Origin of the sequence: Bifidobacterium asteroides (assembly GCF_003202755.1) — a bacterium.
Taxonomy (GTDB): Bacteria; Actinomycetota; Actinomycetes; order Actinomycetales; family Bifidobacteriaceae; genus Bombiscardovia; species Bombiscardovia asteroides_F.
In genome coordinates this window covers 329566-354418 of sequence record NZ_QGLK01000005.1, presented here as the reverse complement: position 1 = coordinate 354418, position 24853 = coordinate 329566, and the positions used below count along the sequence as shown (strand labels likewise).

Sequence of the window (24853 nt, the reverse complement as noted above, 5' to 3'; positions counted from 1 at the left end):
TGGTCTAGTGGCTTAACCGTCGCGGGATGGAACAGCAGTGGCACTTATCGTTCAGAAATATGGCGGGTCCTCAGTGGCAGACTCGGACTCCATCAAGCGTGTGGCCAAGCGCATCATTGATACCAAGCGCGCTGGCAATGACATCGCAGTGGTGGTTTCCGCCATGGGGGACACCACTGACGATCTGATCGATCAGGCCATGGATGTGGACTCCAATCCTCCGGCTCGCGAGATGGACATGCTCATGACGGCGGGGGAGCGCATCTCCATGAGCCTGCTGGCCATGAGTATCCATGCGCAAGGCGAGCATGCCCATTCCTTCACCGGTTCGCAGGCGGGATTCATGACTGATGCGCGCTACGGCGCAGCCCACATCCGCCATGTCCGACCCCAGCGAGTCATGAAGGCCCTGGACCGGGGCGAAGTTGGAATTGTGGCAGGCTTCCAGGGGGTCAACTCCGACGGCGATGCTACCACCTTGGGTCGTGGCGGCTCGGACACCTCGGCTGTGGCCCTGGCTGTGGCGCTCAATGCGGATGTCTGCGAGATTTATACTGACGTGGATGGCGTTTTTACTGCCGACCCGCGCATTGTGCCCACCGCCCGAAGAATTGCCCGTATCTCATACGAGGAGATGCTGGAGATGGCGGCCGGCGGATCCAAGGTGCTGGCACTGCGCTGCGTGGAGTATGCCCAGCGCTTCCGCATGCCCATTCATGTGCGCAGTTCATTTTCCCATCGTCCTGGCACGCTGATCATGCCCGACGATGTCGATGTCGACAAGATTCCCAATCTGGAGACCGGCCAACTGCCGGACCGCCCCGCTGCACACACCGACAGGCAACGGGATATGACGGAAGGAAGGTCATGACCAACGGCGAATCCATGGGCGACTTGTTCCCGGACTTGAACGGCCCAGAGTCACCCATCATCTCAGGGGTTGCCCACGACCGCAGCGAGACCCAGGTCAGCCTGCGGGCCGTGCCGGATCGACCCGGCGTAGCCGCACAGCTCTTCACTATCCTTGCCGAGGGCGGCATCAACATAGATATGATCGTCCAGGCTGGAGCGGCCACCGGAACCGTGGACATCTCTTTCACGTTGCCGTCTGCTCAGGCAGATCAGGTGGTTCCCATGCTGGATGACTCCCGTGAGCAACTGGGGTTCCACTCGGTCGACATCAACCCTGAGGTGGGCAAGGTGACCCTGGTAGGGGTCGGCATGAAGACCCACTCGGGCATTACCGCCACCTTCTTCCGGGCCTTGAGCGACCGGCATATCAACGTGCTCATGATTTCGACCTCTGAGATTCGTATCTCCGCCCTGGTGCCCATTCAGAACTTGGACGAGGCGGTACGGGCCATCCATACGGCCTTCCATTTGGATGCCGATCAGGTCGAGGCGGTCGTTTATGGCGGCACAGGTCGCTGAGCGGAGAGGAAAGAGCAATGACTGATAAGGCTGATTTGGCGAACAATGGTCGCCGTGGCATCAATGTAGCCGTTCTGGGCGCCACCGGCCAGGTAGGCATGGTCATGCGCCGCATGCTGGACGAACGGGACTTCCCTGTAGCTGACCTGCGCTTCATGGCCTCATCCCGGTCTGCCGGCGAACAGTTGCGCTGGCGTGACAGGACTATCACGGTCGAGGATGTGGAGCAGGCCGACCTGAGCGGAATCGATCTGGCCATCTTCTCCGCCGGCGGTTCGACCTCAGGAACTTGGGCCCCACGCTTTGCCGAGGCCGGAGCCTACGTGGTCGATAACTCCTCCCATTGGCGGATGGATCCCGAGGTCCCCCTGGTGGTGTCTGAGGTCAACCCCGAAGACCTGGATCTTATACCACGACGAATCGTAGCCAATCCCAATTGCACCACCATGGCCTGCATGCCGGTGCTGAGTCCCTTGGCCAAGACGTACGGTCTGCGCCGCTTGATCGTCTCCTCCTACCAAGCTGTGTCGGGGGCTGGGCGTGCCGGTGTCCTCCAGCTGCGCGACGAGGCCAAAACAGCCGTGGAGCAGGGTGCTGATCGTTTGGTCTTCGACGGATCGGCCATTGAGTTCCCCCCGCCCACCAAGGTGGTGCGCACTATAGCCTTCAACGCCGTTCCTTTTATAGGCGACTTGGTCGATGACGGCAGCGGGGAGACCGACGAGGAGCAGAAGCTGCGCAATGAGAGTCGCAAGATTCTCCACCTGCCTAATCTGGCCGCCTCCTGCACCTGCGTGCGGGTAGGAGTCTTCACTGCCCACGGCATGAGCATCAATGCTGAGTTTGATCACGATGTCACTCCTGATCAGGCCCGCGACCTACTGTCCAAGGCCCCCGGGGTAAGTCTGGCGGAAATACCCACTCCTCTGGACGCAGCTGGCAAGGACCCCAGCTTCGTGGGCCGCATCCGCCAGGACCAGGCCGTGGAAGGCAAGAGGGGATTGTCCATGTTCGTGGCCAATGACAACCTGCGCAAGGGAGCCGCCCTCAATGCCGTGCAGATCGCCGAGCTGATCGCCCGCAAGCACTTTGCCGACAGGATCTGATTTTGCATCTGGGCTCATCGGCTCTACCAGGCCCCGTCTGCCTGATGGCCTTCATGTAGGGTCAGCCCTGCTTGGCCTCTGTTCGGCTCGAAGCTTGTGAGGCTTGTCTGCCTGCTTTTCTCTGCTGTTGATTCAGCTCAAGTATCCCCTCGGCCGTGTCGCGGTCGGTGGCCAGTGCAGAGATAAGCCCGGCCCGTAAACAGGCAAGGATGCTGGCAACTTTTTGCGGCCCCCAGGCCACGCCTATGACCAGGGGGATCCGCTTCAGGCGTTCGAACTCAATCGATATAGTGCGTTCGCACAGGCTGGTTTGGATGTGGCGACCCTGGGCATCAATGTGGTGCCCGCAAATGTGCCCCACGGCTTTGAGCTTGGTCACCTCTTTAATGAAAGCGGCATTCTCGTAGTCTTTGAAAATGTGTCCGGACCTTCCCTCCTGGACAGACCCGACTCCTACCACCGCAACGTCGGCATGTCCGCCCAGGGTCAGGGTGTCTGCGATCTGGCGTTCTTTGCGCATGGCTTCAGCCACGGGGGTTGAAGACAGGATCATGGGCACTGGCAGCGTCGAATAGCTGCCGCCCAGTCGTTGGGCCAGCATGCGGCATATCTCTGGTGAATCCGTCATGGGATTGGTTGGTGACAGGGAGCCAATCATCTGTACGACCTTGGACTTTCCCCAGTTTTGCATGGGCACTTCGCGAACCGTGTAGGCGACCGCGTTGCCATTGGAGACGGTTATCAAAGAGTCGGGCCTGGTCTGTTCCACCAGAAGAGATGCTGCGCTTCGGGGTACGGTGTCATACCCGGTGCATCCCTGTGGCGGCTCTGAGACCCGAGCGCAACGGAGGTTGAATTGTCGGATCAGCCTGGACTCCAGTTCTTCCAGCCGCTCTAAGGGATTCTCTATGGAGATCTTCACCAGTCCTCGCTCCTGGGCCTCTTTGAGCATCCGGGAGACAGAGGGGCGGGAATAGCCTGTCGCTGTGGCGATCTGGGACTGCAGCATGTGATCCTGGTAGTACATGCGGGCTATGCGAAGAAGCAGCTGAACCCGCTTGCGAGCATCCGAAGTAGTCATCATCTGTAGATCGCTGAACATATGTACATATTATCAGGCTCAGTGAAAAACCGTTTATCTACTCTGTTCGGTCTGAAAATGCGCGTTTTCAAAGGTAAAAAATGAAATCGGCATAGATCTATAACCATAGCTAGAGTACATATGTTCATCAAAGTCCTTGTTGTTCTGTAATTGCTCGCATAATCTGTCTCCTGTCAAAGGCACTGGCAGGAAGAGCCTGAAGACCGGTGCCGCGAAGTCGCAGAGCATAAACAACAAAGGAGTTCACATGGCATTCGCACGAACCATTCTGGGTGATGTTGATCCGAGCACGCTTGGTGTAGTCAACAGCCACGACCATCTGATCCGGGTTGGAGCCGGTGAGGTCTACCTGGACAAGGACCATCAACTGGATTCAGTCGAAAAGGCAGAGACCGAGGCTGGCTATTTCGCCAAGGCTTCGCTGAAGTGGAGCAAGCAGGGCGGTACCGTGGTGGATATGTGCCCCATCAACTGCGGCCGTGACATCGAGAAGCTGGCCGAGGTGGCCCGCTCGGTGGAGAACCTGCAGATCATCGGAGCCACCGGCTTCCACCGTGAGCATGTCTACCTGGAGACCCAGTCCCACTGGATCAACCGCTACAGCGTGGATCAAATCGCCGACCTGGTCATCGCCGATATCCGCGAGGGCATTGACCGCAACGATTACACCGGCCCTCTGGTAGATCGCAGCCCTTATAAGGCAGGCGTCATCAAGATCGGCACCGCTTACGGAGAGATCACACCCTTCGAACACAAGTGCATGGAGGCTGCTGCCAAGGCGGCCATCGAAACCGGCGCTCCCATCAATACGCACACCACTTATGGAACCTGTGGTCTGGAACAAGCCCAGACCCTGATCGGACTGGGGGTCCCGGCCGACCAGATCGCCATCGGCCACATCCAGCGCAACGCTGATGTCTACTACCTAGAGGAGATCCTGGACCTGGGCGTCTATCTGGAGATCGACGGCACGAACAGGATCAAGTATCAGCCCGATTCCAACAGGATGATGGAGCTCAAGGCTTTCAAGAAAGACGGCTATGAAGACCGTATCCTCCTGGGTACGGACTCCGGCAAGCGCTCCTACCAGAAGGTCTACGGCTCTGTGAGCGGCGTGGATTACAACCCGGCAGTGGACGGCCCCCGCATGATTGCCGAAGGCTTTGACCCTGACTACGTGGACAAGCTGCTCATTCGCAATGCCCACAACTTCTTCTCCTTCCGGAAGGAGGCCTGAGCACAATGGCAGCAGACAAACCCCTGGAACGTCCTCAGCTCCAGATCGCTCTGGACACATTTGACATGCCGTCGGCTCTGAGACCTCTGAACGCAGCCATCAGCCAGGTCGATGTCATCGAGTGCGGAACTGTCCTGATCATCGCCGAAGGGCTGAGAGCCGTGCGCGAGATTCGTGCCCTCTATCCCAATAAGACAATCCTGGCGGATGTCAGGATTGCTGAAGCTGGAGCGGTCATCTCCCGAGCCTGCTTCGAGGCGGGTGCCAGCTGGGTCTCGGTAGTTGCCGGGGCCAGCATGACCACGGTCGAGCAGGTGGTGAAGGTGGCCCAGGAGTTTGGCGGCGAGGTCCAGATTGAGCTTGGGGAGACCTACGATCCCGAACAGGCGCGCGAGTGGCGGCGGCTTGGAGCCACCCAGGTCATCGTCCACCGTTCTCGCGACGCTGAAGCGGCCGGCAAACTGACTTGGGGAGAAAACGACAAGGACCGTATCTGCCAGCTACATCAGATGGGCTTCAAGGTCACCGTGACCGGCGGGGTCACGGCTAAAGACCTGCCCTTCTTCCAAGGAGTTCCCGTCGGAGTGGTGATCTCGGGCCGCGGCATCGTCAAGGCTGATGACCCCCTGGCCGCCGCCACTGAACTGCGGGAGACCATTGGCAGGGTGTGGCCGCAATGAGCGGCAGCGTCACCCTGGGCATCTATGAGAAGGCCTTGAAGTCCCCCGCCGAGCCGGATGACTGGGACGAATTCATGTCCCATGTCGCCGCCGATGGGTTCACCTTCATGGATCTATCCATTGACGAAAGCGACAAGCGAATGGCCCGTCTGAACTGGACGGCTGCCCAGGCTTCCGCCTTCCGCCAGTCTGCCGACCGCCAGGGCGTCCAGGTCGGAGGGATCTGCCTGAGCTGCCACCGCAAGGTCGGCCCCGGCTCGGCCGATCCAGCTATCCGCCGTCAGGCCTATGAGATCTTCCTCAAGGCGATTGACCTGGCTCATGAGGCGGGCATTCCCCTGATCCAGGTAGCCGGTTACTACGCCTACTACGAGGACCCTGATCCCGACCAGCGCGCCAGGTATGTGGAGGTTCTGGCCAGGGCGGCTGAGTACGCGGCCCAGGCCGGTGTCATGTTGGGCATAGAGAATGTGGACGGCAATGACATCACCTCCATCACCAAGGGTCTGTCCATCTGCGATCAGATCGGGTCCTCCTGGCTGAGCATGTACCCGGATATCGGCAACCTGTACGAGCAGGAGCTGGATGCCGTGGCTGAGCTGAGGTCTGGAGTCGGCAGAATGCTGGCCATCCACGTCAAGGATGTGCTCCCGGGACAGCCGCGTCGCATCACCATGGGCGAGGGCTGTGCCGACTTTCCCACTGCTTTCGCCGAGCTGGCCCGGCAGTCCTGGTCGGGGCGGATCATGCTGGAGATGTGGAATGATGATTCAGACCAGGCCGATCAGATCGTCATGAATGCAAGGGGAAAAGTGGAAACCTGGTTGCGCGGGGCTGGCATGGAAGTGCTTGACCCCAGAGGCTGAGGTAAAGGTCGCAGCCATCACGGTTGCGACCCGGGGGTGGTTGTGCCGGTCCTCCACCCCCTTGGCATCGGCAGGGAGGCTATGATGCCAGCGGTCGTCCCTGGAGGGTCGACCCGACCGGTGCGAGTTTGAATGTGACAGGTCGTAATACGGACTGAAGCGGACGTCGTGGTCCATGCTGGGAAAGCGACCGTGTAGACAAGGAGCAAGTGATGGCAGAACATACATATGACCTTTCGACCATAGGAGAGGGGCAGATCAGGCTCACGGTCAGGAGGGGGGAGCGGCTGATGAACGCCCGGTCGATCCTGATGAATCCCGCCTGTTCAGAGGCGAATGTGGCTGGAGTTTTGGCCCAGCTTCAGCGCAGGACCCTGTGGACCTCTTCGCTGCCGGAGGGGGACTTGGGCGAATACGTTCTGAGCGAGTACAGGTCCGTGGGCGTTGATCTGAGCACCATGGTCCGCAAGCCGGCGAGCCGAATCGCCCTCTACTTCATGGAGCCGGGCGAGCCGCCGATGCCGGCCAACGTCATCTACGACCGTGAGTACACCCCCTTCAGGTCGACGGGGATTGAGGATTACGACTGGGATCGGATGCTGGACACCCGCCTGCTCTTCCTGACCGGCATCACTGCGGCCCTGACCGATACCACAGCCGGGGTGGTGACCTACGCAGCCGAGCAGGCGGAGAAGCGCGGCATCGACATTGCCCTTGACGTGAACTTCCGCAGCAAGCTCTGGACCGGTGACCAGGCCAGAAAGGTTCTGGAGCCCATTGCTCATAAGGCCCGCATTCTCTTCTGCTCCATCAAGGATGCCAAAAGCGTCTTCGGAATCGAGGGGAGTGGCGAGGAGGTATGCGAACAGCTCTATCAGCGCTTCGGCAATGAGTACATCGTTTCCACCAATCACCTGGATGGTCCTTACCTGAGAACCTCCAAAGGAATCAAGAAGTACGTCACCACCACAGTTCCGGTGGTGGACCGCCCCGGTGCCGGGGATTCCTTCGTGGCCGCCACCCTCCATGGCTTCCTCTCCGATGATGTGGAGTGCGGTGTCAGGTGGGGACAGCGGGCCGCCGAATACGCCCTGACACATATGGGCGATCTGACCCGTATCCGCGCCCAAGAACTGGATATTCCCTTGGGCGGGGATATCAATCGCTGACATCTCCTTCATGATCCAGGCCCGCCACAGCATTCTCCAAGGACGGAGAAGGCGGCCCGGACCATCCGGTCAGACCCATACCGGGGTCGGGCCACCATCATCATGATCATCCGAGAAAGAAAAGCAACCCATTATGAGTGATACACATGTCACACAGGCCGGGGACGCACTGACCGCTTACGAGCAGATAGACGCTCGTCCCCTGACCGGACATCAGAAAAGCATCATCGGCCTGGCCATAGCCGGCAACATATCCGAATTCTTCGATATGTTCCTGATTGGTTTTGTGGTCTCCCTCCTGACTTCGGCCTGGCACCTGACCGGGGTTTCCGCTGGAATCATCCTGGCCTGCTCCGGGCTGGGCACAGTCATCGGTTCCATCCTCTGGGGGCGTTTGGCTGATCGCTTCGGCCGCAAGCATGCCTTCCAGTGGTGTGTTCTCTGCTTCGTGGTCTTTACGGCCCTGTCGGTATTCCTGCCTGACGGTGCCTGGATCCTGCTGGCTATCCTGCGCATCGGCGTGGGTGTCGGCGTAGGCGGTCTTAACATCATCTCCATCCCCTACGTCCAGGAATTTGTCCCGGCCAGGCAGCGCGGCATGCTCTCCGGCCTGGCTTCGGTCTTCATTCCTATGGGACTGCTCCTGGGATCCGTCTCGCAGAGCCTGATCGGCGACAATTGGCGCGTGCTGGTGGCCCTGGGCGTTATCCCCGTCCTTCTTCTCTTCTGGTTGGCGACGGTGCCTGAGTCCCCCCGTTTCTACCAGAGCGTGGGACGTGACGATGATGCCCGCAAGGCCTTGGCGTGGGCTCTCGAGCTCCCCGTGGACCAGGTCGGCGCCCTGCCCAAGGTCGAGCAGGAGCAGAAGGCCAGCTACCGTCTGCTTTTGTCCAAGCATCTAAAGCCGCTGGTCATCATTTCGGTCGGGTCCTTCTGCTTCATTCTGGGTTCCTTCGCCATTCAATCCTGGGGTCAGACGCTGATGAAGGATGCCTTTGGCTTTTCAACGCAGATGGTGGCCTACCTGTTCATGGGCGTCTCCGTGGCCGACTGCATAGGCAGATTCGGTTCTGCCTGGCTGGCTGACATCATCGGTCGGCGCTGGACCATGTTCTCCTTCGGCATCATCGGGGCCTTGGGATGCTTCTATGCGGCCTTCTTCCACAATTCCGGCTGGCAGTTCTACATCGCCGTCCTGGTCATCATGACCTTCGCTGACGGTGTCTTCGGCATTCTCAATGCCTTCGGCGGCGAGCAGTTCCCCAACGATGTTCGCTCTACCGGACTGGGGCTGGGATACGGCATCGGCGCCACGGCCAAGATCGTAGGCCCTATATTCATGGGGCTGCTGGTGGGCGGCGACTATGTCTCCCAGCACATCAACATCGGCGTTGTCACCACGGCATTCACCTTCTTCGGTGTCTGCCTGGTCATCGGCGCTGTCATATACCTTTTTGCCCAGGAGACCAAGGGCAAGGATCTGGAAAGCCTGTGAGGATGCGCAGCATGGTCTGCACGCGCAGGTAAGCAAACCGGGCCGGCTTTTCGCAGGGAGGGTCGGCCCCATATTGGAAATGGTGGTGGTTCTTATGACGTCCTTGGCTGATTTCCCTGACGAGGTACGTGTCGAAGTAGGTCTGGTCCGTGAGCATGTTGCTGCCCTGCATGCGCAGTTGATCAAGTGGGGGCTGGTGGTGTGGACGGCGGGGAATGTCTCACAGCGTCTGCATTCAGCCGACTTGCTGGTGATCAAGCCATCCGGGGTGCGCTATGAGCAGTTGACACCGGAATCAATGGTGGTTACGGATCTTGAGGGGCATGTGGTGGACGGATCTGCCGCACCCTCCTCGGATGTGTTTTCGCATGCCTACATCTACCGGCACATGCCTGAAGTGTTTGGCGTGGTGCATACACATTCCACTTATGCGACGGCCTTTGCCGCAGTGGGCCGGCCAATTCCGTGCGTATTGACAATGATGGGTGACGAATTCGGCGGTCCAGTGCCGGTGGGTCCCTTCGCCTTGATCGGTTCGGATCAGATAGGTCGTGGGGTGGTCGAGACCCTGGCGGAGAATCCGGGCTGCCCCGCGGTGCTCATGCGCAATCATGGCCCCTTCACTGTCGGTGCGGATGCCGAAGCTGCGGTGAAGGCAGCGGCGATGACGGAGGAAGTGGCGCGTACGGTATGGGCCGCTGAGCAGATCGGTACGCCTGTGCCCCTGTCCGACGAGGATGTGGCCAGTCTGAACGACCGATACCAGCACGTGTACGGCCAGCACTGAATCTGAGTACAGTGCCTCGCCTCGGCATGCGGGTGTAGACAGTGCGGGTGCTTGTCGTAGCAGATTCGAATTAGACTGGAGGCCATGACCAGATCTTCCCAAGAAGTGAAGCGGCAACTGGATCGGATCGTGGCCTTGGGCTATCCGGATGTGGCGGACATCAGCGCCGCCGCCTTCAGAGCTTTGGCTCAGCCCCTGATCTCCGCGTTGGAGTCCACTGAGCTGGGTGAGCAGATCCTGCTCATCCCTACAAGGGAGCTGGTCTCGCCTGAGTCGCTGATCGCCCGGACCAGCATCAATCGCATGGCTGGCTTTACCACTATGCCTCCGCGCGACATTGCCAGCTTCCTGCCGCAGAACGGGTTCGAGCCGCCCGAGGGACCCTTTTACATCGTCCTGGAACCGCACACCGGGACCTGCTACACCAACCGCGAGCCGGACGTGGCCCGCAAGCTGATCGACTCAGACGACCGTCTCCCTCTGACCTTGGAGGAGGGCCTGGCCATAGCCACCCAGCATCCCGACTGGCTGGCGGTCAAGAACGGCTTCAACCTGCTGGGTTCCCACAGCGCCGATGGACGCGTGCCCAGCATCTGGATGAGCCAGAACGCCCCCCGTCTGGGCTCGGTCTGGCCCAACTCACGGCACACCTGGCTGGGCAACGCCTACTGCGAGGGCCGTCGTGGCGTCTCACTCTTCCAGTGAATCTCTTCAACTGAATCTTATGCAGTGAGCACTCTGTCAGTGCTTGCATCGTCTGGTGTTTGCAACTTGGGTAACCTTGCGAATTATGCAAGACTGTGTGCCCTCGCCTTCCTCTGCGTCGTAATGCGGACCCGGACCGCATGTCCTAGCTCTCCTCCGGTAAAATAATGGCACCCCCGGTACGGTTTCGGCCTGTCCGAGCACCCATGGCCGGGTGATATTGCGGTTTCCGACGAACGAAAGAAGGAGGAGAGATGGATCAGGATCGTGCATCCGTGTTTGATCTTGCGGCCCAGGCCGCTGCGTCCAATGGAGGGAACAACGACCTGCTGCTGCCTCCCCCCAGGTTTGTGGGTTCGCCGCAGAAGCCCAGTGCCATGCCCTACAACAAATATGTGGCCTACAACAAGCAGGTTCCCTTTGACTATCCGCAGCGTACCTGGCCGGGCAAGACCCTGAAGCGGGCGCCCCGCTGGTGTTCGGTGGATCTTCGCGACGGCAACCAGGCCCTGGTCGACCCCATGGATTCCGAGCGCAAGCTGAGATTCTGGAATCTGCTGATCTCCATGGGCTTCAAGGAGATCGAGGTGGGCTTCCCCTCGGCCTCCGAGACCGATTACGACTTCATCCGCCTTCTGATAGAGCGTGAGCTGATTCCCGACGATGTGACTATCGTGGTCCTGACCCAGGCTCGCGAACATCTGATTCGTCGCACCTATGAGGCCCTGCGTGGAGCCAAGAGGGCCGTGGTCCACTTCTATAACTCGGTCTCGGTTCTGCAGCGGGAGGTCGTCTTCCATAAGGACAAGGCCGGGATCAAGAAGCTGGCCACCGACGCGGCCGAACTCTGCCGCTCTCTGGAGGCCGATGCCGGGGGCACTGATCTTTCCTATGAGTACTCGCCCGAGTCCTTCTCCGGTGCCGAGCCAGAGTATTCCCTGGAGGTCTGCAATGCGGTCATCGATGTGATCCGGCCTACGCCTGAGCATCCCATGATCATCAACCTGCCTAACACCGTGGAGATGACCACCCCCAACGTATTCGCCGACGAAGTGGAGTACATATCCACCAACCTCAAGGACCGGGATGCGGTGGTGCTCTCCCTGCACCCCCACAACGACGAGGGTATGGCCGTGGCTGCCACCGAGCTCAGTCTGCTGGCCGGGGCTGACCGGGTGGAGGGCTGCCTGCTGGGCAATGGTGAGCGCACCGGCAACGTCGACATTTGCACGGTGGGGCTGAACCTGCTGGTCCAGGGGATCGATCCCCAACTGGACTTCTCCGACATGCCCGGCATCCGTCGGACGGTGGAGTACTGCAACCAGATCGCCGTCTCCGAGCGGCACCCCTACGTCGGCAACTTCGTCTTTACGGCCTTCTCCGGCTCCCACCAGGATGCCATCAAGAAGGGTCTGGACGCCCGGCAGCAGGCGGCCCTGCGCGCCAACGCCAACCCTGACGACTTCCTTTGGCTGGTGCCCTATCTGCCCATCGATCCCAAGGATGTGGGTGGCAACTACGAGGCCATCATCCGGGTCAACTCCCAGTCGGGCAAAGGCGGCATGGCTTACCTGCTCAAGGCCAACCATCATCTGGACCTGCCCAAGCGTCTCCAGGTGGAGTTCGAACGGCTGGTCCAGAGCTATGCCGACAGGACCAAGCGCGAGGTCAAAGATGCCGACATCTGGCGGCTCTTCAAGGACGAGTACCTGCCCGTGGAGGCTGGCGGGAGCGTGGTCGGCGGCGAGTCCATGGCGGATCAGCGCGACGAGACCCTGCGCCAGTGGGGACGCTTCAAGCTGCTGAATGTTGCAGTCACCTCCGGCGAGGACGGATCCGACACCGTTCTTGATGCCACCCTGCTGGATCGGGGGCTTGCCCCGGGCGACCCAGAGGTGAGGCGGCGTGTTCAAGGACATGGGAATGGTCCAATCGCGGCCTTCTTGAATGCGCTCAAGTCCCTGGATCAGACCGTCTCGGTCCTGGACTACGCCGAGCATGCCATGACCGCCGGCACCGATGCATTGGCGGCTTCCTATGTGGAATGCCAGGTGGGCGAACCAGCCAGGTCCCGGGTGATCTGGGGCGTGGGCATCGATTCGTCCATCTCTACCAGCTCCCTCAAGGCCATCATCTCGGCACTCAACCGCTTCCAGCGCGGCTGAAGGCTCCAGTCCTCCAGGTCCGATCCGGACGCACAGCTATGCCCGGATCGGACCTAATTGTCTGGATTGGTTTATTGCTGGGATGGTTCACCCTCGGAATTGCCCTGAGTACTGCCTTTGTCACCGCCCTCCACGGTGCCGCTGTTGCTGTCGTTCTCTGTCCCGCCTCCGGTACCAGCCCCCGAGCCGCTGCCGGATCCGGACTGCCCCTGTTCGGAGTTCTGGCGCTGGTAGCGCTGCTGGGGTGCATATGAGTATCCATATGAGTATTCGCGGTTGGGCCTGTACGAATTGCTGCTCTTCCAGGATCCGCTGCCCCAGTTGCCTTCTGGGCCACCGACCTTGCCATGGTCCTCAGCGTCTGGGAAACGCTCTATTGGACTGTTGCCCAGGGCCGACTTCATGTACTGGGTGAAGAGCTGGACCGTATAGAAGTCGTTTTGATAGCGGTCCGGAACCTTCAGGGCGCTGCCGTCCTGTCCCTGGTTCCAGATGGCGAAGGTGGTCAGAAGCGAGGGGGTGAATCCGATGAAGGAGATGGCCGTCTGGTCATTGGCCGTGCCGGTCTTGCCGGCGATGGGCCGCCCCAGGGAACGTGCGTAGGATGCAGTGCCACGCTGGACCGTGGTGGTCATGGCCTTCTGCAGCAGAGCCACCTGTTCGGCGTTGAAGACCTGATCCGACTGGATTGCAGCCGTATAGAGCTCCTGATCCTTGGCATCCTTGACCTGAGCCACCAGGTGCAGCTTGGGTCGTTGTCCCCCGTTGGCCAGGGTGGCGTAGCCCTGGGTCACGTCATAGACCGTGAGGGCGTCTACTCCCAGGGTGTCAAAAGTGGTCGTATCGTCGATCTTCCCGGTGATGCCGGCCGTGTGGGCCACTTGGGCAACCTTGCGTGAGGTCACGTGTTCGCCAAGGTCCATGAAGACCGTGTTTACCGAGTTGGCGAATGCGGAATAGAGGTTGATGTACCCGTAGCTGACATTCCCGGCGTTAGCGACGGACTTGCCTACGCTGGAGAAGGTACGAGGTGAATTGCCATTGAAGACCGTGTTCAGGCTGACCCCGTCCTGGATGGCGCCCAAGAGCGTGTAGGCCTTCATGGTCGAACCGACCTGGAAGGTTGCTTGATCCACGTTGTTGAGCTGGTGGGTCAGGTAGTCGTCACCGGCGTACAGGGAGATGATGGCCCCGGTTTTAGGGTCGACCGAGAGCCCCCCGATCTGCAGGGTGGGCGGCAGATGCTTGTTGCCTGTGGACGGACTGGCCACTTGGAACATCAGATCCTGCTTGTCCTTTTGGATGGTGGTGATAATCCGGTAGCCGCCCGTGTCCAGGTCGTCCGCGGTGAAGGGTGCCTTTTTGCCGGAGGACAGCTCGTTGCGGACCATGCGCAGCAGGTAGCCGTTGGGTCCCTGGTAGACGTTCTGCGGCATGTATTTGATGGTCTGCGGCATTTGAGCGCCGGCTCGGTCCTGATGGCTGATGTAGTGGTCCTCCTCCATGATGGCCAGCACGCGGTGGAAGCGCGACTCGGCCTGCTTGGGGTTGACCGCCGGATCCCAGGAGGTAGGGGCCGGGATGATGCCAGCCAGCATGGCCGACTCAGGCATGGTCAGATCCTTGGCGTCCTTGCCGAAGTAGTTTTGGGCGGCGGCCTGGATCCCGTAAGCGCCACGGCCGAAGTAGATGGTGTTGAGATAGTTGCACAGAACCGTGTCTTTATCCTCTGTCCTGGAAATCTTCAAGGAAAGAATGGCCTCGCGCAGCTTGCCCTTGTAGGAGGTAGTCTCGCCCAGATAGTAGCGCTCGGCATACTGCTGGGTGATGGTGGATCCGCCCTGACGGGTGCCCTTGGTCACGTTGTTCAAGAGCGCTCGGCTGATGCCTTTGAGATCGATGCCGTTGTCCTTGTAGAAGGTGCGGTTCTCCGAGGCGACGACCGCATTGCCTACATACTTGGGCAGGACCGCGCAGTTGATGATCTCACGGTTTTGATTGGCATAGGTTCCGATGGGGGTGGTGCCGTCCGCATAGTAGACCGTTGTCTTTTGCGCCAGAGCTTGCTTCTCCGGTGGGATGATTTCAGTGGTCAGATATAGGTATGCGAAGGCTGCCGCCCCAGCGACCAGCACCAGTCCCAACAGGGCCAAGGTCCACTTAAGCACACGATGTGACTTGTGGGGCCGCCCGCGACGGGGTCCGCCGCCCCGGTGATTCCGGTCGGCATGCCGCGAGGTGAGCCTGTCGGCGCGATTCCTGCCGCCACGCGCTCCGGACTGGGTCCTGCGTGCGGGCGAGGTCGAACTGACTGAACGAGTCTGATTGGCCATGCCAACCACGCTATCCGGCAGGGCTGAAAACTGTTCGACCTAGGGCTGAACGTTCATCATTTTCGTACGTTTGCACCCTTTTCGAAGCGAGTTCTGTTACTGAGTGCGAAGGTACGGTTCAATTCCATTCATGCTTTCCATTGGAAGAAGGTATGCTTAGGTTGGAATAACTCAGTAAATCAGAGGAGTTTGTATGAGCATCCGTGTAGCTATAGCGGGCGTGGGCAACTGCGCTTCCTCGCTGGTACAGGGAGTCGAGTATTACAAGGACGCCAAGGATGATGATAAGATCCCCGGCATCATGCACGCCAACTTCGGTGGCTACCGCATTCGTGACGTGGAGTTCGTGACCGCCTTCGATGTGGATTCTCTAAAGGTCGGCAAGGACCTGAGCGAGGCTATCTTCGCCTCGCAAAACAACACCTACAAGTTCTGCGACGTTCCCAACAAGGGCGTGGAAGTCCTGCGCGGGCCGACCGGCGATGGGCTGGGCGAGTACTACAAGAAGATGATCACCGAGTCGGATGCCGAACCCGTGGATGTGGCCCAGGTCCTGCGCGACAAGAAGGTCGACGTGCTGGTCTCCTACCTGCCCGTTGGCTCTGAGCAGGCCGACAAGGCCTACGCCACCGCAGCTATCGAGGCCGGGTGCGCCTTCGTCAACTGCCTGCCTGTCTTCATCGCCTCCGACCCTGAGTGGGCCCAGAAGTTCCGCGATGCCGGCCTACCCATTGTGGGTGACGACATCAAGAGCCAGGTGGGCGCCACCATTACCCACAGGGTCATGGCCCGCCTCTTCGAGGATCGCGGTGTGCGCCTGGACCGCACCTACCAGCTGAACGTGGGCGGCAACATGGACTTTATGAACATGCTGCAGCGTACTCGTCTGGAGTCCAAGAAGGTTTCCAAGACCCGTGCAGTCACCTCCATCGTTCCTCACGACATGGATCCCCACAACGTCCACATCGGTCCTTCCGACTATGTGGCCTGGCTGGATGACCGCAAGTTCGCCTTCGTGCGTCTGGAAGGCACCACCTTCGGTGATGTCCCGCTGAACCTGGAGTACAAGCTGGAGGTCTGGGATTCGCCTAACTCAGCTGGCATCGTCATCGACGCCCTGCGTGCCGCCAAGATTGCCCTGGACCGTCATCTGGCCGGCCCAGTGCTGGCACCCAGCTCCTATTTCATGAAGTCTCCTGCCGTCCAGCATGAGGACAACGAGGCCCATCAGCTGGTCGAGGATTATATCGCTGGCAAGGTGGAGGGCGACGAGAGCGCCTTGGATGCCGATGTCAAAGCCGCCAAGGAAAACGGCAAGGACGTCTGGCACGCCTGAGTAGACTCAGTCGAGCGCTGTCAAGCGCCTGATATAAGAGCATGTGGCCGACCTCTTTCGGGGGGTCGGCCACATGCGGTTTATATGTTTGTTTATGTGGTTGGATCGTAGATTTGAATCGGTGGACTGCAGGCGTGGTGTCCAATCCGCCGATTGCTGCTGTTGCCTCTCAGACCATGGCCAGATCGAGCACGTTCACTGAGGCCGGATCCAGGCGGACCGTAATTTCACGTCCTTCAGGGATATCCGAGACATCGACCTGGCGAGCCCTGACCTGGTCCGGGTCGGATCGGGTGTTGCAGGCATGCGGATCCTGTGCTGAAAGGCTCTGCATGCCCGCAGGACGCACAGGCTCGGGCAGGGTCAGTGCCGCTTCGACGGCAGAGGTCATGTCGGCGTTGACCAGGTCCACCATGATGTGCCCGTCCTTGACTGAGGCAAAGACGTGCAGGGCTGGCTTGTCGGCCTCTGGCAGGCTTTGGATCGCCCGGGCCCCTTGGTGGCGCCGGTACATCATGAAGACGTCGTAGTTGGGGGTCAGTATGGTGGCGTCATCCTCGGTCAGGATCAGCGAGTTGAGGACGTTCAGGGTCTGGGCATTGCAGGCCATGGACACCTTGTCGCATCTGGACTGAAGGATATCCAGCGTCAGAGCCGAGGTGACCGCGTCGCGCATGGTCACCTGCTGCCTGAGCGCCGGACGAGCCGTGAAGGCATCGCCATGCCAGTTGCCCCATTCGCCCATGACCAGGTCGACCCTTGTCAGCCTGGAATCCATGGTGCTCTCAGGTTGGGGCATGGTGGCCAGGCAGGCCTGCATCAGATCCCACTGCTGGTCGATGACCTCACCGAGTTCAAGGGCGCCTTGAATCACCCGATCCCAGCCGTCCTGATCAAACTGAGTGGAAGTGTCGTCGGGGTGGTCGATGTTCCAGTTGTAGAAGTGCAGGTCGTAGGCGGCGATGGGCGGCTGGCGGTACTGGGCCAAAGCCTGGAAGAAGTCCCTGGTCCAGCGCACTCGTTCCATAGGCTTGTTTCCGTCTGGGCCGCAGGCTATGGGTTGGATCATTGGGGGCTGGTCCCCGTTTTCGGCAAAGGTAGGCATTGCTGAGGCGAACATCCGATAGCGGTCCGCGTACATGGACGGGGTCATTGTTCCCCCGCCAGCCCAGGGCTCGTTCCCCAGACCCCAGAACTTCACGCCATAGGGGGAGGGGTGACCGTTGGCGGCCCGCATGGCTGACATGGCCGTGCCCGATGGACGGTTGCAGTACTCCATCCAGTCGCGCATTTCAGCCACGGATCCACTCAGCATGTTCACGTTGATCCAGGGTTCGGCTCCAACGGCCTGGCACAGACGGAGAAATTCGTCGGTGCCGAAGCCATGTCCGTCAGGCTGGTAGGTGCCGAAGTTCTCGTTGTATCCTACCGGACGTTGATTGCGCGGTCCGACCCCCTGACGCCAGTGGTAGGTGTCGGCATAGCAGCCTCCGGGCCAGCGCAGCAGGGGTGGCTTGAGGTCCTTGAGTGCCTTGAGAGCATCCGTACGGATGCCGTCTGTGTTGGGGATGGAGGAATCCGTGCCCACCCATAGTCCCTGATCGATGCACTCTCCCAGGAATTCGATGAACTGGCCGTGCAGGTAGGGGCTGATGGTGCCGATAGTCAGGCGCGGGTCGATGTGGATGCTCACTGTTTGGACTCCTTACTTGATGGTGCGGATGCGGCTGATGAAGATGCAGGCCAGCAACACCAGAACGATGGCGGTGGGGAAGACCAGCTGGTAGGACTTGGTTACCGAGACGATCAGCGAGGTCACCATGGGACCCACCATCTGGCCCAGGGTGGTGGCGATGTTGAGGATGCCCAGGTCCTTGCCGGCCTCCTCGGCATTGGGCAGAACGTCAACGTTGAGCGCCTGGTCGACCGACCCGTACATGCCGTAGCCGAAGCCGCCGATGGCGGTGAACAGAATCATGCCCAGGGGGCTGTGGATGATCCATGGCATGGCATAGCCCAGGGCCAGAAGCAGGCTGGCGATGACCACGGGCATCTTCCTGCGACCGATCCTGTCGGAGATCGGGCCTGCTCCCAGGGCCGCGACCATGGAGACCACGATCAGCACCAGGGACATGGTCGACATGGTGGCCGCCGAGTCTTTGACGGACTGGCCCATGTAGTCCTGAAGAATGAAGAGCTGATAGTTGAGGATCATGTAGTAACTGAACAGGAGCAGTGAACGTCCTACGAAGGCCATCCAGAAGTCGGGCGCGTGGCGGGGCGGGCGGAAGGATTCCAGGATGGAGCGCAGGCTGCTGCTCAAAGCGGGCATGTCCTTTGAGGAGGGCTCCTTGGGCCAGATGACCACTGTGACCAGTCCGGCCACGCCCATGACTATGCCGGACATGATCCAACCTGGGATCTGCATGGTGATGAAGCGGGCGCCGACCAGCGTGCCCAAAGAGTTGCCCACGAGATTGCCTGCCGAAATGAATGCTGACATGGTGGCCCGCTGTGATTCGGGAACACGGTCAGACAGGGATGCGACCACTGGCGAGATCATCATGTTCAGGCCGACCATGGCCAGGCAGTAGAAGATACCGATGCCCCAGACGTTGGCAATGACTCCCATGAGGAAGAGCGAGATGCCGGCCAGAACGCCGCCGGAAACGACCCAGGGCGTTCTGCGGCCGAAGATGGATCGGGTCCTGTCGGACAGGTTGCCCACGATCAGGTTGGACACCAGTGAGGTCAGGGCCGTGGTGGCGTTGAAGACCCCGGATATGGCCACCTTGGACCCCGGAGCGATGTCGGTCAGGCGTTGGGGCAGCAGGACCGAGGCGACGATGGATAGAGCCATCATCCAGAACAGATTGAAAACGAAGAAGGCTATGCAGTATCGGCTTTTAGCTGCGGTGCCGAGCTCCTGCCCGCCTGCTGAATCGGCTTGTGTCATTGTCCGACTCCCTCTCTTTCGGTGCGTCTGTGCACAGTGGGGAAGCGCCATGCTTCCCGTATTGTTTTATATCTTAAAAATATAAAATAAGCAAGCAGGCAAGTCCTTTCTGGCGGTTCCAATCTTGGTAACGGGCTGTAGAGAGGGGCAATATAGAGCCGTTGGCAGTCTGACGGCCAACGGTATGATGATCCTGATGAGCGATGCGAACAGGAAAACCAGGAACAAGGCTGGCAGAGAGCAGATTATTGGACGCTTTTCACGGCGGCCAATCGGTGCACGACGGCGGATGACCCCCGACGAGCGTCGCAAGCAGATAGCCCAGGTCGCCGCCCAGATGATCGCCTATTACGGTACCTACGGCGTCTCCATGCAGGCCATCGCGGATGCCGTTGGCCTGACCCTGCCTGGGTTACGTCATTATGCCCGCACGCGCGAGGAGCTCCTCTCCTTGGTCATCCAGGTCTACTACGACCAGGGTTCCTTCACTTTTGGGTCCAAGCCCGGCGAGCGTGATGAGCTGGCCATAGGTCGAGACCAGGAGGGGCATTCTCTCTATTCGCTGCCGGGTTATCTGCGTCGTCTGGTCGAGGAGAATGCCGAGCGCATGGTCCTGGTCATGCTCTTTATGCATTTGGCTGTGGAGGCTCACGATCCGTCCCATCCAGCGCACGAATACTACCGCGATCGCCATGCTCGGATGATCGACTTCATGGACGGGATCCATTGGAAGCTGCCTGAGCCCTATCGGGATCGGTCGTCTTTCCATCGGCTGATCAGAACCGTCTATTGCACCATGGACGGTGTGCAGATTCAGGCGCTGACCAATCCCGACGACGACATGATCGCCCTGTGGGCAAAGGCTGACCCCATCCTCTTCCCGTCACCCCAGTGGGATGATTACCGCTAGAAGGTCGGCAGGAGTTCAACCCAGGGTTTCAGTCCTGGTTGTGGCCTACTAGGGGGGCGATCCGCTTGTCCCAGGCATCCAAGGCTGAATTGATTACCTGGTGCATGTCGTAGTAGGCATAGGTGCCCAGGCGACCGCCGAAGACGACCTTCGGCTGTTGGGCTGCCAGTTGCTTGTACTGGGTATAGAGGGCCCGGTCGTCGCTTGTATTGATAGGGTAGTAGGGTTCGTCGCCCTTGCCGGCGAAGCGGCTGTATTCCTCCCAGACCACGGTGCGCTCATGGTTCTGCCGATCGTAGCGTTCAGGGTTGAAGTTCTTGAACTCGATGGCACGGGTGTAGGGCACGTCAGGATCGGAGAAGTTCATGACCGGGCAGCCGAAGTGGTCGTCTTCGTCGTAGCGGCGCTCCTTGAAGTCCACGGTTCGCCACTTGAGCTCGCCCAGACGATAGTCGAAGTAGCGGTCAACCGGGCCGGTGTAGACCACGGGGACCTGCCCCACCAGAGCATCCCGGTTCCAGGGCTGGGAGTTGTCGAAGAAGTCGGTTTTCAGGCTCACCTGGATGCGTGGGTCATCGATCATCCTTTCGAACCAGGCCGTGTAGCCGTCCTTGGGCAGGCCCTCCCAGGTGTCCTTGAAGTAGTGGTTGTCGTAATTGAATCGCACCGGGAGCCGTTTGATGATCGAAGCCGGCAGCTGGGAGGGATCGGTTTGCCACTGCTTGGCCGTGTAGTTCTTGATGAAGGCCTCGTACAGGGGCCGGCCAATCAGGGAGATGCCTTGGTCATTCAGGTTGCCTGGGTCGGTCCCGGCCAGCTCGCCGGCCTGTTCCCGGATCAGTTCACGGGCCTGCTGGGGGGTGTAGTGGGCGTGGAAGAACTGGTTGATGGTGCCCAGGTTGATGGGCAGGGGGTAGACCTCGCCCTTGTGGGTGGTATAAACCCGGTGGGTGTAGTCGGTGAATTCGGTGAAGCGATTGACGTACTCCCAGACCTTGCGGTTGGAGGTGTGGAAGAGGTGGGCCCCATACTTGTGGATTTCGGCCCCGGTCTCCTCGTCCATGTAGGAGTATGCATTGCCGCCGATGTGGTCGCGTACGTCGATGATCTGCACCCGGGCCCCGCTGTGCTCGACCGCCTGCTGAGCCACGGTCAGACCGAACAGGCCAGCGCCCACAATCACCAAATCAGCATCCATGTCAGCCATTCGTCTTCAGCCATCCATCCCTTGTCGCTGTGATGCCGGGCTGTCCAGGGTCCGACATGATCCGTGATCAGCCGCTCGGAGTACGGCGATCCTGTTGTTTACATGCTAGCGGACGGGTCTACTCAGGGAAGCGACTGGTGGCGATATCGACTGAATGCACACCTGGCTGGATGAGTCGGCGCCTGCCAGTGGACAAGTGGAGCCTGTCTGCTATCATGGTGACTTGCTCTCACGTGGCGTTATGTCACCCAATCCCCCCAGGGCAGGAATGCAGCAAGGGTAAGTGGCCTCTGGCGGGTGCGTGGGAGTTTTTCATAGATGTTTGCCAGATCAAGAGGTGGACTGCCTCGTTGGATTGATGACTGAATTGTGTTCTGACAGCAGGTATTTGGGTCTAACTCTACAGACATAGGTAATTATTCAAGTATAGCTCTGTTGATTCATGCATGTGTGTGCACGGACGCCGCTGCTATTTTAGTGTCAATCGGCAGTTGATCTTCTCTTGTTTGATGTTTACGTCTTGTGATTGAATTATGAAGAGTTTGCTCTAGGCTGATTAGCGGCCTGGGGAGGGGAAATCAGAGGAGAGTGACAAATCATGAAGAAATGTACTTCATGTCAGGCCGAAAATCCGGATAGTGCAAAATTCTGCAGAAAGTGCGGTATGCCCTTTGCAAAGCAGGAGCAGGATGCATCTGCTCCGGGCTTTACTCCTGATTCAAATGAGCAGTCCGAGACTCAGCCAGAGGCTGGACTGACTGCTAATGCTGGCGTTCCAAATAATCCTTCTCCTAGTCTTCCTCAGCCGGTATCTAATCCGGTTGAGCAGTCGGGCCAGCCTGACCTCATTTCTGGTGCCTATCCGATGCCAGTCCCGGGCGCCCAGCTGCCACAAAATATCGATTCGCAATCGCCACTAGGACAACCTTCTCCAGATACCCGCAATTCTACTGGGCAGCCGACCCAGTCATTCCCGCAGGCTCAGCCAACCCAGCCTAACCAGCCGCCTTTCCAGCAGCCTATGTCCGGTGCAGGACCTGGCATGGTGCCAATTCAGCAGTCTGTACCTACTCAGTCCAGACTTTTCTTCAACTGGATGCTTGCTGCCTTGAAGAAGCCCAGCCTACGTATGATCAAGCCAGCCTGGTATGCATGCGTGCCCATATTTGTGGAAGCTATGATCATTTCTTTGTTGGTCACGATTTGGGAATCGCGGACTGTCTCCGCTGTATCGAACGCACTTAGCCCTGTAACATCGATGCTAGGCTATTCGTCCTCGTCGGCTTCAACCGGCTCTTCGGGTAATTTTGGGTTCTTCTTCCGAGGCTTCATCGCTGTGGCTTTTGTGCTCTACGTCATGACCTTGTCTATATTCATAGGCAAGAAAATTTATGGTGACCCCGACGGTTTTCGGCAGGTACATGACGCATTCGCACAGATTATTCTTCCTTTCGCGATCCTCCACCTGGTCTTGGTTCTGCTTTCTCTGATTGGTGGCTCGGTTATGGCAGCTGTCATTTTCCTAATAAGTGTCAGCATCATGTCAGCGGTTCCCTCCTATTTGATTGCTACATCCAGGAACACTCGCAAATTGGATTCCTTCTGGCTTTGGCTTATTTTCTTGGTTGCGGCCTTCCTCATTTTCTTGCTGGTGATGATCATCTTCATTAGCATTGCCGGCGCCGCGTTCATAAGTGCGATCTTCTCCTTGGTCTGACAGTGGTCGTGACAGGCAGAAGAAAAACGCAGAAAGGTGAGGACGATTATGTTTTGCACAAATTGCGGGGCTAAGAATGAGCCTGACGCCCAGTTCTGTACGTCGTGCGGACACCTGATGACGTCGGCAGACGATCAAAGCATGACTCTGGGGTTCGATGGTGAAAAAGGGGAGAACGAGGTCAAGGAAAGCATCCCAACGCCTACTACTCCCGTGCTCGCTAGTGAAGAGGCTCCTGAGGCAGATGTTGGCACTAATGCAGACGATTCCTTCATGGAGGCGGATCCTGCTTCCGAGGGTTCGAATTCTTCCGATGAAAATGGTAATCAGTCTCGGCCCGTCTCCTCAAGCAAGGAAGATACTGATGATATGGCGGACGCGGAGCAGCCTACTGCGACCTTGTCGCAGAACGAGCAGTATATGGGCGTCGAGTCGGAGCCCTCGACTGCGGCTGATTCCCAGTTTCAAACGCAGGCCCTACCAAATGTTACGGCATCAGTAGAGCAACCTGTCGCTGTCCCGGTCACACGTAAAGTGCAGCGAAAGACTGTCATTATCTGGGGGATCCTCATTGGTGTGGCGGTCATATTGATCGGCGGATATTTCATACTCAAGAATATGGTCTTCACACCTTCAGAGCAGATCAAAACGTACGTATCCGCCGTGTCAAGCGGCAATTACAAGCGTGCCAATCAATTGGTCGATCCTGGCGTGGCCAACGACTCGCGCATCCTGCTGACAAACGACTACGCTAAGAATGCGGATTCGCGCATCAAGAACGTCGAGATTGGCCCTCTGGTCCGAAACCCGCGAGGCTCAGGCTATCAGGTGCGAATTTCCTATACGGTCAACGGTGTCAAGCAGTCCAAGCCGCTGGATATACAAGCCGCTGGCAAGCAATTTTTGATCTTCGACTCCTGGAGGATTGCCACACCCCTGACTACCACCATCAAGGTAGCTGCCCCAAAGACTGTGGACAGCCTCGTGGTTAACGGCATCAATGTCAAGCTGGCAGAAGCTGGCATGAACAAAGAGGTTGTTACTCCTCCTTCTGACTCGTCCTCATCCGACAGCAGCGATGAGATGCATTACAGTTCGATGGATCAATACACCTTGCCGGTCTATCCAGGTGTGGCCAAGGTGGAGTTGCCTAATTCCAAGTACATCCAAGCCCAGCAGGTCAAGCTCGATGGTTCCAGTAAGGTCGCTTACATCGCTCCCCAGGCCACTGACGCATTGGAAAAGGGAATCCTGGACCAGGTCCAGCAGCGCATCAATGAGTGCACGGCCTCTACCGAAACGAATAAAACTGGTTGCTCCTTCTCCAACGGCACTTTCGAGGATTATGGCGGTCCAAGCTATACCAACATCAAACGGACTGTCAGTAGCCAGCCATCATTGAGTGAGTTGGATTTGAGTAACGGCGAGTTCAAAACCAGCTTGATTCAGACCAATATCACTTACCAATATCGTTTTGATTCAGAATCCGACTGGGAGGATGGCAGATCTTCGGCATCTGACTGTCTGACTGGCACGTTCGTGATCAAAGATGGTGAACTGGCTGTTAAGATCGACGATTCTGGTAAGAACTACTACTGATTAGCCGATAAGCTGCAAGGAGTTCCCGTCATCGCTGTATTGGCGAAGATGG

Annotated in this window: 20 protein-coding genes, 1 other RNA gene and 1 pseudogene; 17 read left to right on the top strand and 5 right to left on the bottom strand. The window is 58.9% G+C overall.

The features are described 5' to 3' along the window. The first annotated feature begins 37 nt into the window (after window positions 1–37). The 3 genes from DKK74_RS07830 to DKK74_RS07820 are packed head-to-tail and all read left to right on the top strand — an operon-like array spanning window position 38 to window position 2537. Window positions 38–871: an aspartate kinase gene (locus tag DKK74_RS07830; protein WP_110413526.1), complete on the top strand. Its 834-nt coding sequence runs from the start codon at window positions 38–40 to the stop codon at window positions 869–871. Next, window positions 868–1431, top strand: coding sequence for an ACT domain-containing protein (locus DKK74_RS07825; RefSeq protein ID WP_046323462.1), 564 nt, complete (start codon window positions 868–870; stop codon window positions 1429–1431). The genes DKK74_RS07830 and DKK74_RS07825 overlap by 4 nt, the downstream gene beginning before the upstream one ends. 17 nt (window positions 1432–1448) lie before the next feature. Then, window positions 1449–2537 carry an aspartate-semialdehyde dehydrogenase gene (locus tag DKK74_RS07820; protein WP_110413525.1) on the top strand — a complete coding sequence of 363 codons (1089 nt, stop codon included), beginning with the start codon at window positions 1449–1451 and terminating at the stop codon, window positions 2535–2537. 61 nt (window positions 2538–2598) lie between these two features. Here the strand turns inward: DKK74_RS07820 and DKK74_RS07815 are convergent, their stop codons facing one another. Next, complete coding sequence (locus tag DKK74_RS07815) at window positions 2599–3639, bottom strand: sugar-binding transcriptional regulator (protein ID WP_258334495.1); 1041 nt, start codon at window positions 3637–3639, stop codon at window positions 2599–2601. 247 nt (window positions 3640–3886) lie between these two features. Between DKK74_RS07815 and DKK74_RS07810 the strand changes: the two genes are divergently transcribed. The 8 genes from DKK74_RS07810 to leuA all read left to right on the top strand — a co-directional run bounded on the left by DKK74_RS07810 (window position 3887) and on the right by leuA (window position 12743). Then, the gene (locus tag DKK74_RS07810) at window positions 3887–4876 is read left to right on the top strand and encodes a phosphotriesterase family protein (protein WP_024626968.1); all 990 of its coding nucleotides are present in this window, start codon (window positions 3887–3889) and stop codon (window positions 4874–4876) included. A gap of 5 nt (window positions 4877–4881) precedes the next feature. Next, window positions 4882–5556, top strand: a complete 675-nt coding sequence (locus DKK74_RS07805; RefSeq protein ID WP_110413524.1) for a 3-dehydro-L-gulonate-6-phosphate decarboxylase — start codon at window positions 4882–4884, stop codon at window positions 5554–5556. Continuing rightward, window positions 5553–6422 carry an L-ribulose-5-phosphate 3-epimerase gene (locus DKK74_RS07800; RefSeq protein WP_110413523.1) on the top strand — a complete coding sequence of 290 codons (870 nt, stop codon included), beginning with the start codon at window positions 5553–5555 and terminating at the stop codon, window positions 6420–6422. The genes DKK74_RS07805 and DKK74_RS07800 overlap by 4 nt, the downstream gene beginning before the upstream one ends. Before the next feature lie 212 nt (window positions 6423–6634). Beyond that, entirely contained in the window at window positions 6635–7591 is a 957-nt protein-coding gene (locus tag DKK74_RS07795; RefSeq protein WP_110413522.1) for a sugar kinase, read from the top strand. Window positions 7592–7724: 133 nt separating this feature from the next. Beyond that, window positions 7725–9086: an MFS transporter gene (locus tag DKK74_RS07790; RefSeq protein WP_046323455.1), complete on the top strand. Its 1362-nt coding sequence runs from the start codon at window positions 7725–7727 to the stop codon at window positions 9084–9086. A gap of 94 nt (window positions 9087–9180) precedes the next feature. Beyond that, on the top strand, window positions 9181–9873 hold the full coding sequence (locus DKK74_RS07785; protein ID WP_110413685.1) for an L-ribulose-5-phosphate 4-epimerase: 693 nt from the start codon (window positions 9181–9183) through the stop codon (window positions 9871–9873). 84 nt (window positions 9874–9957) lie between these two features. Then, on the top strand, window positions 9958–10578 hold the full coding sequence (locus DKK74_RS07780) for a DUF5701 family protein (RefSeq protein WP_046323454.1): 621 nt from the start codon (window positions 9958–9960) through the stop codon (window positions 10576–10578). 254 nt (window positions 10579–10832) lie between these two features. Next, on the top strand, window positions 10833–12743 hold the full coding sequence (gene leuA, locus DKK74_RS07775; RefSeq protein WP_110413521.1) for a 2-isopropylmalate synthase: 1911 nt from the start codon (window positions 10833–10835) through the stop codon (window positions 12741–12743). A 71-nt stretch (window positions 12744–12814) separates the two neighbouring features. On the opposite strand, the gene DKK74_RS07770 is transcribed toward leuA, so the two are convergent. Next, a complete protein-coding gene (locus DKK74_RS07770) occupies window positions 12815–15076 on the bottom strand; it encodes a transglycosylase domain-containing protein (protein ID WP_110413520.1) in 2262 nt (753 codons plus the stop codon). Between the two features lie 193 nt (window positions 15077–15269). Between DKK74_RS07770 and DKK74_RS07765 the strand changes: the two genes are divergently transcribed. Further along, a complete protein-coding gene (locus DKK74_RS07765; RefSeq protein WP_110413519.1) occupies window positions 15270–16412 on the top strand; it encodes an inositol-3-phosphate synthase in 1143 nt (380 codons plus the stop codon). Window positions 16413–16581: 169 nt separating this feature from the next. Here DKK74_RS07765 and DKK74_RS07760 read toward each other — a convergent pair whose 3' ends face one another. Beyond that, window positions 16582–18105 carry an alpha-N-arabinofuranosidase gene (locus DKK74_RS07760; protein ID WP_110413518.1) on the bottom strand — a complete coding sequence of 508 codons (1524 nt, stop codon included), beginning with the start codon at window positions 18103–18105 and terminating at the stop codon, window positions 16582–16584. 12 nt (window positions 18106–18117) lie between these two features. Next, window positions 18118–19368: an MFS transporter gene (locus tag DKK74_RS07755; RefSeq protein WP_110413517.1), complete on the bottom strand. Its 1251-nt coding sequence runs from the start codon at window positions 19366–19368 to the stop codon at window positions 18118–18120. A 196-nt stretch (window positions 19369–19564) separates the two neighbouring features. Here DKK74_RS07755 and DKK74_RS07750 point away from each other — a divergent pair, with 196 nt between their 5' ends. Beyond that, window positions 19565–20278 (top strand): TetR/AcrR family transcriptional regulator, encoded by a 714-nt coding sequence (locus DKK74_RS07750; RefSeq protein WP_181414961.1) that lies wholly within the window; start codon window positions 19565–19567, stop codon window positions 20276–20278. Between the two features lie 28 nt (window positions 20279–20306). Here the strand turns inward: DKK74_RS07750 and glf are convergent, their stop codons facing one another. Further along, window positions 20307–21485: a UDP-galactopyranose mutase gene (gene glf / locus DKK74_RS07745; protein ID WP_110413515.1), complete on the bottom strand. Its 1179-nt coding sequence runs from the start codon at window positions 21483–21485 to the stop codon at window positions 20307–20309. Between the two features lie 223 nt (window positions 21486–21708). Between glf and ffs the strand changes: the two genes are divergently transcribed. The 4 genes and pseudogenes from ffs (at window position 21709) to DKK74_RS07730 (ending at window position 24801) form a co-directional block, all read left to right on the top strand. Next, window positions 21709–21799: signal recognition particle sRNA small type (gene ffs / locus DKK74_RS07740), an RNA gene on the top strand. A gap of 284 nt (window positions 21800–22083) precedes the next feature. After that, window positions 22084–23202, top strand: a complete 1119-nt coding sequence (locus DKK74_RS07735) for a zinc ribbon domain-containing protein (RefSeq protein ID WP_110413514.1) — start codon at window positions 22084–22086, stop codon at window positions 23200–23202. Between the two features lie 48 nt (window positions 23203–23250). Next, window positions 23251–23313, top strand: a pseudogene (locus DKK74_RS08955) (zinc-ribbon domain-containing protein); the annotation flags it as partial. Window positions 23314–23319: 6 nt separating this feature from the next. Then, on the top strand, window positions 23320–24801 hold the full coding sequence (locus DKK74_RS07730) for a hypothetical protein (RefSeq protein ID WP_258334494.1): 1482 nt from the start codon (window positions 23320–23322) through the stop codon (window positions 24799–24801). Window positions 24802–24853 lie beyond the last annotated feature (52 nt).

Coding starts and splice junctions, on each gene's coding strand:
- DKK74_RS07825 (WP_046323462.1), top strand. CDS start 868: ATGACCAACGGCGAATCCATGGGCGACTTGTTCCCGGACTTGAACGGC.
- DKK74_RS07820 (WP_110413525.1), top strand. CDS start 1,449: ATGACTGATAAGGCTGATTTGGCGAACAATGGTCGCCGTGGCATCAAT.
- DKK74_RS07815 (WP_258334495.1), bottom strand. CDS start 3,639: ATGTTCAGCGATCTACAGATGATGACTACTTCGGATGCTCGCAAGCGG.
- DKK74_RS07810 (WP_024626968.1), top strand. CDS start 3,887: ATGGCATTCGCACGAACCATTCTGGGTGATGTTGATCCGAGCACGCTT.
- DKK74_RS07805 (WP_110413524.1), top strand. CDS start 4,882: ATGGCAGCAGACAAACCCCTGGAACGTCCTCAGCTCCAGATCGCTCTG.
- DKK74_RS07800 (WP_110413523.1), top strand. CDS start 5,553: ATGAGCGGCAGCGTCACCCTGGGCATCTATGAGAAGGCCTTGAAGTCC.
- DKK74_RS07795 (WP_110413522.1), top strand. CDS start 6,635: ATGGCAGAACATACATATGACCTTTCGACCATAGGAGAGGGGCAGATC.
- DKK74_RS07790 (WP_046323455.1), top strand. CDS start 7,725: ATGAGTGATACACATGTCACACAGGCCGGGGACGCACTGACCGCTTAC.
- DKK74_RS07785 (WP_110413685.1), top strand. CDS start 9,181: ATGACGTCCTTGGCTGATTTCCCTGACGAGGTACGTGTCGAAGTAGGT.
- DKK74_RS07780 (WP_046323454.1), top strand. CDS start 9,958: ATGACCAGATCTTCCCAAGAAGTGAAGCGGCAACTGGATCGGATCGTG.
- leuA (WP_110413521.1), top strand. CDS start 10,833: ATGGATCAGGATCGTGCATCCGTGTTTGATCTTGCGGCCCAGGCCGCT.
- DKK74_RS07770 (WP_110413520.1), bottom strand. CDS start 15,076: ATGGCCAATCAGACTCGTTCAGTCAGTTCGACCTCGCCCGCACGCAGG.
- DKK74_RS07765 (WP_110413519.1), top strand. CDS start 15,270: ATGAGCATCCGTGTAGCTATAGCGGGCGTGGGCAACTGCGCTTCCTCG.
- DKK74_RS07755 (WP_110413517.1), bottom strand. CDS start 19,368: ATGACACAAGCCGATTCAGCAGGCGGGCAGGAGCTCGGCACCGCAGCT.
- DKK74_RS07750 (WP_181414961.1), top strand. CDS start 19,565: ATGAGCGATGCGAACAGGAAAACCAGGAACAAGGCTGGCAGAGAGCAG.
- glf (WP_110413515.1), bottom strand. CDS start 21,485: ATGGCTGACATGGATGCTGATTTGGTGATTGTGGGCGCTGGCCTGTTC.
- DKK74_RS07735 (WP_110413514.1), top strand. CDS start 22,084: ATGAAGAAATGTACTTCATGTCAGGCCGAAAATCCGGATAGTGCAAAA.
- DKK74_RS07730 (WP_258334494.1), top strand. CDS start 23,320: ATGACGTCGGCAGACGATCAAAGCATGACTCTGGGGTTCGATGGTGAA.